This window comes from Microbacterium schleiferi (assembly GCF_020781975.1).
Classification (GTDB): Bacteria; Actinomycetota; Actinomycetes; order Actinomycetales; family Microbacteriaceae; genus Microbacterium.
In genome coordinates, this window is the sequence record NZ_JAJGNI010000001.1 from 380352 (window position 1) to 393100 (window position 12749).

The following is a 12749-nucleotide window of genomic DNA, read 5'->3' on the forward strand; positions in this document are numbered from 1 at the left end:
TTCTCACGCCGCCGTGCGGCCGGTGCCGTAGGTGCATGGCAACTCTACGACACAGTGATGTCCTCGGGGCTGGGTAGCGTCGTCGTTATGGATCGCTCGCAGGCACAGGTCGTCGCGCTGCCCGCAGATGCGAGCGGCTTGGTCGTCGGCGCGGCCGGCACCGGCAAGACATCGGCGATCCTCGCGCGAACGGCCCGCCTCTTGCGCGCTGGCGATGTTCGCGCCGACGACGTGCTGATCCTGACGCCCACGCGCCAGACCGCGACCGACCTGCGCGACCGGGTCACCGCCGACCTGGATATCGCGACCCCGGGACCCTTGGCGCGCTCGGTCGCGTCGTTCGCCTTCCAGATCGTGCGATCACGCGCCGTCACGGCGGGCGATCCGCTTCCGCAGCTTCTCACCGCTCCCGATCAGGATGCCGTCATCGCCGATCTTCTGGAGGGCGACGAAGCGGATGCCGCTGAGGGGGCATCCCGGTGGCCCGAGTCTTTGGGCACGGCGGTGCGACGGTCCCGGGGGTTTCGGTCGGAGCTTCGAGCTCTGTTCGCGCTCGCCACCGAACTGGGGCTCGCGCCGCAAGACCTCGAACGCCTGGGAGCCGACCGCGCCAACCCGGTGTGGTCAGCGGCTGGCTCGTTCTGGCGTGAGTACCGATACGTGCTCGACCGGCTGCGCCCAGCCCATCGCGACCCCGCCGAGGTGCTCCGTGAAGCCACCGAGGCGTTGCTGCTCGGTGGTGTCACCACGATGCCGAGCCTCCTCATGGTCGATGATGCGCAGGAGCTCAGCTGGGGTGCGGTGGCGCTCCTGGAAGCTGCGCGCGTGCGGGGAATCGCCGTGCTCGCGTTCGGGGATCCCGACGTCGGCTCCGGCGCATTCCGCGGTGCCGGTCCCGAAACCTTCGCACGGCTGGCATCGATGTTCACCGATCGGTTCGTGCTGCGGCATCCGTACCGCGCCCGTCCCGCCCTCGTGCGGGTTGCCCGCACTGTCGCCGGATCGATCGGAACCGCGGGCGCGGTAGAGCACCGCCTTGCTCCGGGTGCCGAACCTGCCCCGGTCGAGCCGGCTGCTGAACCCGTCGCCTCGGGCGGAGCCGGCGAGATCACGACGATGTGGGCAGCGTCGCCGCACGAAGAGCTCGACGGGATTGCGCGGACGCTGCGCTCCTGGCACGTCGCCGAGGGCCTGCCGTGGCGCGAGATCGCCGTCATTGCGCATGACACGCGCCAGGTCGCGAGGCTGACGGCTGAGCTGGCTGCGCGCGAGGTTCCGACGCGCGCAGCCAGTGCGGCAAGACCGCTCGGGGAAGAGCCCGCGGTGCGGGGCTTGCTGCACCTGGTGCGCCTGGGGATGATGCCGGCCGTCGAGCGCCCCGCGGAGGAGCTGGCGGCGGCGCTGACTTCGCCCTTTGGCGGCCTCGATGCGATCGGACTGCGCCGTCTGCGCGCCGTGCTGCGGACGCAGGAGTTCGAGGGGGAGACCCGACGTGCGGCCTCGGAGCTGCTCACCGAGGCGATGGCTGAACCGGCGGCGCTGCTGCTGATAGACACGCCACAGGCGCGAACTGCTTATCGGCTCGCGCAGACGCTCGCGCAGATCCATGCCGGCGCAGCCCATGGCGACTCCGCCCACGAGCTGCTCTGGCTGGCGTGGGACAGGTCGCAGTTGGCTGGTGCGTGGCGGGAGCGGGCGCGCCTGGGTGGGGCGGAGGGGGCGGAGGCCACTCGATCTCTGGATGCCTTGGTCGCCCTCTTCGCCGCAGCCAAGCGATCGGCTGAGCGTGAGGATGAGGATCCGGCCCGCTTCCTTGCCGACATCCTTGGCAGTGAGGTGCCGGAGGACTCTCTCGCGGCGGCGCAGCGTCGCGATGTGGTCGAGATTCTCACCCCGGCGGGGTCGCTGGGTCGCGAGTTCGAGGCGGTCGTGATCGCCGGTGTCCAGGAGGGCGTCTGGCCGAACACGCGGCTGCGCGGGAGCCTCCTCGATGGCTGGCGGCTGGCAGACGAGGCTGAAGCATGGCGCCACGGTGGGACCCCCGTCGCCCTCGATGTTCTCGATCGCCGACGGAGCGTCTTGCACGAGGAGCTGCGGTTGTTCGAGCGTGCGCTGACTCGGGCCGGTACGCGCCTCCTCGTTACGGCCGTTGACGACGAGGATCAGTCGCCCAGTGCGCTGTTCTCCTATCTCCCCGAGCCGCCGCCACGTCGCTCGGACCGGCATCCGCTCACGCTGCGCGGCGCCGTTGCCGGTTACCGCAGAAAACTTACCGAGACGGCAGACCCCGCTGTTGCCGAGCACGCCGCCACGCAGCTTGCCGCGCTCGCTCGGGCGGGCGTGCCGGGCGCCGATCCGGCCTCGTGGTACGGCGTGAGAGAGCGCACGGGTGAGGGCGGCATCCACGATTTGCATCGCGCGCCGGTGTCGATCTCGCCGTCGCGCGTAGAGGCTTTCGAGGAGTGCGGGCTGGACTGGGCGATCCGCGAGCTCGGCGGCGATTCCCGCACCTTCTCGGCGGGCCTCGGGACGATCTTGCACGCCGCAATGGAGACGGCTCCCGACGGAACGTTCGAGCTGCTCGATGCCATCGTCGAAGAGCGATGGGGTGAGCTCGACTTCGAAGCTGACTGGCTTTCCAAGCAGGAACGCCAGTGGGCCACGACCCTCACGCGCCGGCTGGCGAGCTACCTGCGCGAGTTCGCCGCCCGCGGGGGAGAGGTGGCCGGCGCCGAAGCGCGTTTTCGCATCGCGATCGTCGCCGGTAGCGACGGCCCGAACGTCGTTGCGATCACCGCGCCCGGATCGCCCCCGGCCGGCACTGTGGCGATCATCAGTGGGTCGATCGATCGGGTCGAGCGGTGGGTGGAGAACGCCGACCCACGGGTTGCCGTGATCGATTTGAAGACGGGGAGATCCGAGGCCCGCGTGTCCGATGACAAGGTGGCCACTGATGCGCAGCTGGCGGCGTATCAACTCGCGGTGGGAGCGGGAGCGGTACCCGGCGCTGAGCAGGGGCAGCTCGTGGGGGCCCGCCTGCTGGTGCTCTCGAAGACTCTCAAGGGTACGGATTACCGGATGGCGCAACAGATGCCGCTAGATGCCGACACCCGGTCCGCGCTGCTTGAGCGCATCGTCGCGGATGCCGAGGCGATGGCTGCCCACAGCTTCACGGCATACCCCGACGTTCATTGCAACGATGATCACTTCGCGGTGTGCCGGCTGCATACGGTCAAACCGGTGAGCGCGCCGTGACTGGACCTGGATCGGGCGGCCCGCTTCCCGTGGCGCGGTTGTCGTCGCTGCAGATCGCCGACCTTCTCGAGCTGCCCGCGCCCACCGAGCCGCAGCAGCGCGTCATCGAGGCGCCGCTGTCTCCTGTCCTGGTGGTGGCGGGGGCCGGCAGCGGCAAGACCGAGACGATGGCGGCACGGGTCGTGTGGCTCGTCGTCAACGGCATCGTCCGCCGCGACGAGATCCTGGGTCTGACCTTCACGCGTAAGGCCGCCGGCGAGCTTGCCGAGCGGATCGACCGGCGCCTCGCCCGCATCGATGCCCTGACCCGCGAGGGCCGGATCGAGGCGATTGCCCAAACCGATGCGGAGCATCTACTCCTGCGCCCGCGCGTATCGACCTACAACGCGTTCGCCGACTCGCTCGTGCGCGAGCACAGCGCCAGGATCGGACGCGACCCTGATGCGGCGCTGCTGAGCCCGTCAGCATCCTGGCTGCTTGCGCGGCGGATCGTGATCTCCTCGCGCGATCCTCGGCTCGCACACCGCGAGGACCGGTTCGGAACTGTCGTCGACAGCCTGCAGCGCCTCGCCGGCGAGGTCTTGGACCATGGCGTCGACCTCGACGAGCTCTCGGCGTTCGGCGACCGCCTCGCGCGCAGCATCGAACCTGCCTGCAACCCGGCGCTGGCATCCCCCGGCGACATCGAGAAGTTCCACACCGCGATGAGCGCGCTTCCGCTTCTTGCCGAGCTCGTTCGCGACTACACGCGGGCAAAGGCTGCCCAGGGAACCGTGGACTTCGCAGACCAGGTATCGGGCGCGCTCCAGATCGTGACGGCCGCACCATCGGTCGCCGACGAGGTTCGCGGTCAGTACCGAGTGGTGCTGCTCGATGAATATCAAGACACCTCGGTCCAGCAGACCCAACTCCTGGCCGAGCTGTTCGCCGACGGTGCGGTCATGGCGGTAGGCGACCCGCATCAGTCGATCTATGGATGGCGAGGCGCCAGCGCAGACAACCTCGCGTCCTTCCCTGCAGCCTTCGCCCGCACCAGCGCCTGCACGCACGTGGCACTCATGACCAGTTGGCGCAATGACTCCCTCATTCTGGATGCCGCCAACGCGCTTATTGCCGACCACGGCGCTCGCGGCATTCACATCCCGCCCCTCGAGTCCAGGCCGGGGGCCCCCGCCGGTCACGTGGGGCACGTGTACGCGAACACGATTGATGACGAAGCTGCAGAGGTCGCCGCTTTCTTCGCGCGGTTGCGTTCTGAGCATGAGTCGGCGCACGGCGGCGGCGCTGCGCATTCGGGTGCGATTCTCTTCCGCACCAAGCGCCATATGACGGTCTTCGCTGACGCGCTTGCCGAGCGGGGGATCCCTCACCGCATCCTGGGACTCGGTGGACTGCTTTCGACCCCCGAGGTCGTCGATGTCGTCGCCGTCCTCCGCGTGCTCGATGACCCGCGCCAAGGATCCGCGCTGATCCGCATCCTCTCGGGTCCGCGCTTCGGGGTCGGGCTGTCGGACCTTGCGGCGCTGCGCCGGCTTGCCGACACCCTCGCGCGGCGCGGGGCCGACCTCACTCCGCTGGCACCGGAGGTTCTGGCACGGATGCGGGATTCGGTCGGACCCGACGAGCAGCCATCGATCGTCGACGCGCTCGACAGGATCCGTTCGCTGCGACCCGACAGCGGACTGCTCTCGGATTTCAGTCCTGACGGCGTCGAGCGGCTTCGGGGCGCGTCCGGCATGTTCCACCGCTTGCGCGGGGTGCTCGGAGGCCCCATACCCGAAGTCATCCGAGCAATCGAGCGCGAACTGCTGCTCGATATCGAGCTCGCGGCCAACGAAACCCGAGGCCCGGCAGGTCTCGCCGCCGCGCAGCTGCGATCGTTCCTCGACGAGATCCAGGGGTTCCTCGCCGTCGACGAGCGTGGGTCGCTGTCGAGCCTGCTCGCTTGGCTGGACCACGCCGAAGAGACAGACGAGCTCATGCCGCGGACCGAGCCACCCGAACCGGGCGTCGTTCAGCTGCTCACCATCCACGGAGCCAAGGGGCTGGAGTGGGACGCCGTCGCGGTTGTGCGGATGGTGCAGGACGAACTGCCGGCAAGGCCTCGGTCGACGCAGGGCTGGATGGGGTATGGCACGTTGCCCTACCGGTTCCGCGGTGACCGGGCGGCGCTTCCGGTGCTTGCGTGGGAGGAAGCGACCGACCGCAAGGCGCTACGGAGCGCGATCACGCAGTTCAAGGCATCCGTCAAAGAGCACCTCGCCGGTGAAGAGCGGCGGCTCGCCTACGTCGCAGTCACCCGGGCGCGCAGCGACCTGCTGTTGACCGGTTCGCGGTGGGGAGGGCAGCGCGACCAGCGCGCGCCCAGCGTCTTCCTCGACGAGATCGGTGCTGCCCTGGGGTGGGAATCCACCGGCTCGACTGACGACAGTGCGAATCCCTATGAGGACCGCCGTGGACCCGCCGTGATCTGGCCCATGGACCCGCTCGGGACACGCGCCGACCGGGTTCATCGCGCGGCGCGGCAGGTGCGACACATTCTGGATCGGTGGCAGACAGAGCCGCCCGTCGAGCCGGACATCGATCCCGAGATCGTGCAGCTGCTGGCAGAACGCGACGAGCGTGCCGCGCTGCGCCGTGCCGTCGGCGACGGCCCCCGCCGGGTTGCTGCCTCACGATTCAAGGACTTCGTCGTCGACACCGGCGCGGCGCTCGACGAGTTCGTCCGCCCCATGCCCGAGCGGCCTTACCGCGCGACGACCCTCGGGACACGCTTCCACGCGTGGGTCGAGTCCCGGTCGGGTCGGACCGGCCGCGGATCATCCCTGGATGATGCGCTGTGGGAGCTCGACCTCGGCGACGACGACGGCGCCGACCTCGGCGGGGATGCAGGGGCCGCGACGGGAGAGTCGGAGGACGCCGCCCTGCGGCGACTGCAGGAGACGTTCCTGCGATCTGAATGGGCCGAGCTCGCTCCGATCGAGGTCGAAACCGAGATCGATATGTCATTGCGCGGCGCGGCGGGTGTGGAGCAGATCATCTGCAAGCTCGATGCCGTCTACCGACGCGAGGATCGGGGCGGAAGGATCGAGATCGTCGACTGGAAGACCGGCGCCCCGCCGCGAACGGCGGCCGATCGGAGCAATCGGATGCTGCAGCTCGCGCTGTATCGTCTCGCCTATCACAAGCGCTCTGGCGTGCCCCTGGAAGACATCGATGTCGTGCTCTACTACGTCGCCGACGACCTCACGATCCGCTCCGACCGGGTTTACTCCGAAGCGGAGCTTGCCCACCTCTGGAATGCCGCGCGTGCGGCTCGCGCGGGCTCGTCCGCGTCAGAACCGTCCTCGGACGTGAACAGTGCCGGAGAACTCGATGCAGGAAGGATGATGGGGGCCGTGACGAGCTCGGAGGCGGCGGCACTCTCGCCCTCGCTCTCCGGCGCGGGCACTGCCTCGTCATCCGCAGCGGGAGAGTCGTCTTCTGCGTCGGGTGTATCAGACGACTCGTCGAGCTGACCATCGTCCTGGGCGGGGAGCCACATCGCCAACTCTTCAGGATCGTAGGCGTCTGTGTGCATCGAGGTGTCCGCCGGCTGCGCATCGGCATCAGCGAGCGCAGCAGAGGTATCGGGCACGCTCCCCAGTACCGCCATGGCATCGTCCATGCCCGAGGAAGTACGAACGACCAGATCGTCGGCGCCCACGGTGTCCGCGAGCGACGAGAGCAGCGCTTCGGCGTCGGCAACGATCGAGCGATCGTCAGCGTCGTGACCGTGCACCAGCCAGGCCGCGAACTCGAGCTCGGCGTGCAGTCGAGCTCGGGAACGGAGCAGCCCGTCGGGGGCTCGGCTGCTCGCGGCGACATACGCGTTCAGGACATCGCCTGCCGCGGCAGGTGCCGAAGCCAGCCATTGCAGGTCTACTGCCGGGTCGCCGACCGCAACGGCGTGCCAATCGACGACGCCGACCACGGTGGGAACCCCGCCGTGGTCGTCCAGAAAGAAACTCGAGGAGGAAGCGCCGCCCAAGACCACTGTCGGTTCGAAGCGCCAGAGGTCATCGTCGGCGATTGCGCGACGCCACCGCGACACGAGAGCGCGCGGCATCCGTTTGGTGTGCTCTGCCCGGTCGACAAGACGCGACGCTTCGTCTCTGACCTGCTCCGCAGACCGGACCACCAGTCCCGCCTCGCGAGCCCAGGACACGGGGAGGGCATGCGTTGCGGCCAGAGCTTCGGCAAGTGCCGGAGCCACGCCCGGGCCGGCGGGTACCTCGCCGGGGTCGACGCGGTAGCCGGCGATGAAGCTCGTGATCACGGCCGTGTCATCTGCCAGGGGCACTTCGCCGAGCAGCTCCGGTGCCGAGTACGGCAGCAACGCGCGCACGCCGGGCGTGAGCGCGCGCAAGGCCCTCGCGTCGGCGCGGAGGTCGTCGCCCGCCTCCGGGTCCGTTGCCACACGGATGACGACCTGAGCCCCGGTGTCGAGCGTCGCCTGCACGGCATCCACGCGACCCGTCGAGTTCTCGGTCAGCGGGGCGACGGCGACGATGTCGGCATCCGGCGCGACGGCTGAGACCGCCGCGGCTAGAGTGAACAGGGTGCGCGCCATGTGCCCAGGGTAGGTCTGGCAAGCGCCGCAGCCGTCGCGCCACGCCCTTGAGGGAGGTCCTCGTTCCCATGCGCTCCTCCGCCGTCCCGCCGCTGGCCCGGAGCGGTTTCGACCGTGCTGAGCACCGCAGAACGACGATCGGCTCCGCGCCGGATGACGCCGCCCTCGTGCTTCCGGTGCACCGCGACAGCGCTCCGGTGACAGCTGAGGCCGGATCCGGCACCGCCTTGCACTGGTGGCCGAGCACCGACCCCGCGCTGGCAGAAGCCGACGGCGAGTACGGCTTCCTCGGCGCCGGACCCGACGGCACGGACCGCTGGGTTCTCGCCCTCCGCGAGGTTCCGGCAAGCCTCGATGACGGGGTTTCGTGGGCGCCGCTGCGAGTCATCGGCGGAGAGCTCGGCGACGCCGACGGCGGAGCTTTCGTGGCGGCGGTGAGCCTCGGGCGCTGGTTATTGGACTCTGCCCATTGCCCCCGCTGCGGCTCGCTGAGCGCTCTGCAGTCCGGCGGGTGGTCGAGGCGGTGCTCCTTCTGTGAACAGGATCTCTTTCCCCGCACCGACCCCGCCGTGATCGTCGCTGTGACTGATCCCGCTGGAACCCGGCTGTTGCTCGGATCCCACGTGGCCTGGGGGATGGGGAGGTTTTCGTGCTTTGCCGGGTTCGTCGAGGCCGGCGAGTCTCTCGAGGCCACGGTCACGCGCGAGATTCTCGAGGAGGCCGGCGTTCATATCGAGGACATGACGTACGTGGCGTCGCAAGCGTGGCCCTATCCGCGCTCTCTCATGGTGGGCTTCAGCGCGGTGACCAGCACCGAGATCCCCGTTGCCGATGGGGAGGAGATCGTCGAGGTCCGCTGGTTTGATCGGGCTGAGATCGGCGCAGCCTTGGCCGGGGAGTCTGATGTGCAGCTTCCCGGGCCCAGTTCCATCGCGCGGGCCCTCATCGAGCAGTGGTACCGATCGGCGCAGCAGTGAACGCGCTCGACGGTCTAGACGAGCAGCAGCGCGAGGCGGTGACGGCGCTGCGGGGGCCGGTATGCGTGCTCGCCGGAGCTGGTACCGGTAAGACCCGGGTGATCACCCGGCGGATCGCGCACGGCGTCGACACCGGCGCCTATTCGCCGGGTCGTGTCATGGCGCTCACCTTCACCAGCAAGGCCGCCGGTGAGTTGCGGGGCAGACTGCGGACGCTCGGTGTCGACGGGGTGGCCGCCCGCACCTTCCATAGCGCGGCGCTGGCCCAGCTCAACTATTTCTGGCCTACCCTCGCCGGCGACCGGCCACCGGCGATCATCGACAACAAGGTGCGGGTTCTCGCGCACGCCGCCGATGGCATCGGGCTGGAGCTCGACACACCGACGCTGCGCGACGTCGCCGCCGACATCGAGTGGCGCAAGGTCACGTTGCGCACGATCGACGACTACGCGCGCGTCCGCGCGGGAGGCACCGTTGGGAGACTGCCGGCCTCGACGGCAGTTGAGCTTCACCGCGCCTACGAGGCGCTCAAGGACGAGCGTCGACAGATGGATTTCGAGGACGTGCTCCTCGCGTGCGCCGGGATGCTCGAGACCGAGGCTCACGTGGTAGCCGCCGTCCGGGAGCAGTACCGGCACTTCACCGTCGACGAGTATCAGGACGTGTCTCCTCTCCAACAGCACCTGCTCGAACTGTGGGTAGGGGACAGACGCGATCTCTGCGTGGTCGGCGACGCGAGCCAGACCATCTATTCGTTCGCGGGCGCGGACCCGCGGTTTCTCATCGATTTCCCGCGGCGCTGGGAGGGTGCCCGCGTCGTCGAACTGCATCGCAACTATCGGTCGGATGCCGCGGTCCTGGCCGTCGCGAACGAGCTGATGCGAGAACGCCCGGGGGCCGTGCACCTGACTGCCGCGGCGGCGGAAACAGTACCGCCATCGCCGCCGACCGTGTCTGCGTATCGCGACGAGGCCGACGAAGCGCGCGGCGTGGCTGGCAGTATCGCCGATCGGCTCCGGGCGGGCGCCGACCCGGCATCCATCGCCGTCCTCTATCGAACCGGAGCGCAGTCAGCGGAGCTCGCGGCGGCGCTGGCAGACGCGGGGATCGCCACGACGGTGCTGGGAGGTCGGCGGTTCTTCGACCTCCCAGAGGTGCGCCAGGCTGTGCTGGCGTTACGCGGCGCCTCAGTGGCTCCGCTGGAGAGAGGTTTCGTCGACGCAGTCCGTGACATCCTCCGCTCACTGGGCATGACCGACGAGGCGCCCCCCGCGGGCGGCGCCGTGCGCGAATCATGGGAGGCGCGCACAGCGATCCTGCGTCTGGCTGAAGAGGCGCCAGCCGGAACTACCATGCGCTCCTTCACCGACGACCTGATGTCCCGAGCCCGGGCACAGGACGAGCCCACCCTTCGCGCCGTAACCCTCGCGACCCTGCACGCCGCGAAGGGCCTGGAATGGGACCACGTGTACCTGGTCGGTCTTGCCGAAGGATTGCTACCGATCGCATACGCTACCCACTTCGATCAGATCGACGAGGAGCGACGCCTTGCCTACGTCGGCATCACGCGGGCACGGCGATCGCTCTCGCTCTCGTGGCCGGCCGGCTCACGGGGGCGTTCACCGTCACGATTTCTCCAGGAGATTCGCACGAGCACTCGGGATGCTGCTCCCACAGCCGGTGCTCGGCGTCGGCAGCAAGCGTCAGCCGCAGACTGAGCCCGCTGCGACCTGCCAGCAGCATCCTGCCCGTGTGGAGCGTCGCCTCGGCGGCGAGCGTTGCCGGGCCCGCCGGATCGCCGCGTCCGATCAGCTGCGCAGCCACCAGCGGCCACGCAGGATCTCGGTCTCGTTCGTGAGCTGACACACAGCCCAGGCACGCGCTCTGGCCCGGCAGAACGAGCGGGCCGACCTCTGCCTCTCCAGCACCCAGCACGATCGCGACATGCGGGATGTCCTCGCGCATCCAGGCGGCGGCTCGCCGAGGATGCAGGCCGTGCGCAGCTACCATCACGACGGCATCCTGCTCCCGCGAGGTGCCGAGCGCCGCGTCGATTCCGAGGTCCTGCAGTCCGTCGCGGATCTGCGGCCCGTACTGGGCAGCCGGATCATCGGCGAGCTCCACCCCGACGCGCTGGGCGGTGCCGGTGCTCACGATGACCGAGCTCAAGCGATCGAGCAGTGTGTCGACATCGGCGGCCGCGACCCCGAGGGATCGGGCGAGCGCGCTCACTCCGACCTCCGGTATGCCCTTGCCCAGCTCGCGGATCACCTGGAGTTGCCACAGCGCCGGCTCGTCCAGCCGTGCGCGATCGCTCCTTCCGAACTGGAGCATCGTCGGCGTGCGCCACAGCGGCGGATAGGCGGGGTCGATGCGCAGCATTCCCCGATTGTCTGGGCTGAGCTCGCCACGGCGGTGTCGCTGTCCACAGAAATCTCCGCGCGCGTCTGGCAGCGCCGCTGGGGAGGAGCGGCGCAGGCTCAGACGGGTCGCTCGTCGGGACCGTCGTCTGCCGGACCGCCCTCATCGGAGTTCTCGTCCGCCGCGGACCCGCTGCCGTCTTCGCCGGAGAGCAGCCGTGCCAGCGCGTCGTCGAACTCGTCGGGGGTGGGCTCCTCACCGCGCGCGCGTGCCTCGAGCCGCGTAATCAGGGCGCTCGGGTCGTCGATGTCGGCTGCCGTCGGAACCAGGTCGGGCGAGTCCCACAGTCCGTCTCGCGCCTCGATGCCGACGGCATCCGTGATCGCGCGCCACATGCTGGCGGCTTCACGGATGCGGCGGGGGCGGAGCTCGAGTCCCACCAGAGTCCCGAGGGCCTGCTCGGCCGGACCGCCCACGGCACGGCGGCGTCGCACGGTCTCGGCGATACGATCGGCAGCCGGAAGACGCGTCGTGGCCTGCGCGGTCACGACGTCAACCCAACCCTCGATCGTCGCCAGCATCGTCTCCAGGCGCGCAAGGGCAGCCTGCTGCGACTCGGACCGCTCCGGCAGCAACGCCCCGCTCTCCAGCGCCTCGCGCAGCTCCTCGGGGTGCTGCGGGTCGAACCGGCCAGCGAGGTCTTCGAGCGCCTCCGTGTCGACGCGCACGCCGCGCGCGAAGTCCGATACCTGTGAGAGCACGTGCAGTCGCAGCCACCGGGCGTGGCGGAACAACCGCGCGTGCGCGAGCTCACGGGTGGCGATGTAGAGCGCGAACTGGTCGTCGGGGATCTCGAGATCCTTCGCGAGCTGAGCGTAGTTCTGGGGCACCACCGCGGCCTGACCGTCGGGCAGGAGCGGAATGCCGACATCGCCGCCGCTGACGACCTCGGTCGAAAGGTTCCCGACCACGGTCCCCAGCTGCGCGGCGAACAGAGAACCACCGATCGTGCGCATCACGCGACCCGCGCCGGCGATCATCTGCTGCATCTCGGGAGGGGACTGCTCTTGCAGCGCCGCAGTGAAGGCATCCGCGATGCTCGTGGCTACCGGCTCAGCCAGCTCCTGCCACACCGGCAGGGTGGCTTCCACCCATCCGCCGCGAGTCATGGTCACTCCCGGACCCGGGAGATCGGAGATCGTCGTCGCTTCGCCGAGCCAGAGGGATGCCAGGGTGAAGGCATCGTCGGCTGCCGACCGGTCGGCAGCTGTGATGCCCGCGCCGTCCTTGTTCGCGATGTGCAGCGCCTGCGTGGTCGCGGCATCCCACGAGATCCCGCCCTCGCCGGCCGAGGCCATCGCGCCCTGCAATTGCTGCATGGCCCGCTGGATCATCGCGGGGTCGAACCCCATCTTCTGCAGTTCGGCGAGTTGGTCGCCGCCCATGCCGGCCTGACCGAACAGCTGCCGGAAGAGCTCGGGAAGGTCGTCGTCGGGGTTCCGGTCGTCGTCAGCCACGGGTGCCGCCTTTCAGCCGGTTCTTGA

5 protein-coding genes and 1 pseudogene are annotated in these 12749 nt (G+C 69.4%); 4 read left to right on the plus strand and 2 right to left on the minus strand.

Annotated features, from left to right (window positions below; genetic code table 11):
• Nucleotides 1–87 precede the first annotated feature (87 nt).
• Both LL236_RS02025 and LL236_RS02030 read left to right on the plus strand, forming a co-directional pair.
• On the plus strand, nucleotides 88–3255 hold the full coding sequence (locus tag LL236_RS02025; protein WP_228177117.1) for an ATP-dependent helicase: 3168 nt from the start codon (nucleotides 88–90) through the stop codon (nucleotides 3253–3255).
• Nucleotides 3252–6773 carry an ATP-dependent DNA helicase gene (locus tag LL236_RS02030; protein WP_228177118.1) on the plus strand — a complete coding sequence of 1174 codons (3522 nt, stop codon included), beginning with the start codon at nucleotides 3252–3254 and terminating at the stop codon, nucleotides 6771–6773. Before LL236_RS02025 ends, LL236_RS02030 begins: the two co-directional genes overlap by 4 nt.
• 344 nt (nucleotides 6774–7117) lie before the next feature.
• Here LL236_RS02030 and LL236_RS02035 read toward each other — a convergent pair.
• Nucleotides 7118–7867: pseudogene (locus tag LL236_RS02035) on the minus strand (phosphotransferase); the annotation flags it as partial.
• A 68-nt stretch (nucleotides 7868–7935) separates the two neighbouring features.
• On the opposite strand from LL236_RS02035, the gene nudC reads away from it, so the two are divergent.
• Both nudC and LL236_RS02045 read left to right on the plus strand, forming a co-directional pair.
• Nucleotides 7936–8844 carry an NAD(+) diphosphatase gene (gene nudC, locus LL236_RS02040; RefSeq protein WP_228177119.1) on the plus strand — a complete coding sequence of 303 codons (909 nt, stop codon included), beginning with the start codon at nucleotides 7936–7938 and terminating at the stop codon, nucleotides 8842–8844.
• A complete protein-coding gene (locus LL236_RS02045; protein ID WP_228177120.1) occupies nucleotides 8820–10562 on the plus strand; it encodes an ATP-dependent helicase in 1743 nt (580 codons plus the stop codon). The genes nudC and LL236_RS02045 overlap by 25 nt, the downstream gene beginning before the upstream one ends.
• Nucleotides 10563–11324: 762 nt before the next feature.
• On the opposite strand, the gene LL236_RS02050 is transcribed toward LL236_RS02045, so the two are convergent.
• Nucleotides 11325–12722: a zinc-dependent metalloprotease gene (locus LL236_RS02050; RefSeq protein WP_228177121.1), complete on the minus strand. Its 1398-nt coding sequence runs from the start codon at nucleotides 12720–12722 to the stop codon at nucleotides 11325–11327.
• Nucleotides 12723–12749: the final 27 nt, after the last annotated feature.

Excerpts from the sequence above, each read along its gene's own strand:
- LL236_RS02025 (WP_228177117.1), top strand. The coding sequence starts at position 88 with ATGGATCGCTCGCAGGCACAGGTCGTCGCGCTGCCCGCAGATGCGAGC.
- nudC (WP_228177119.1), top strand. The coding sequence starts at position 7,936 with ATGCGCTCCTCCGCCGTCCCGCCGCTGGCCCGGAGCGGTTTCGACCGT.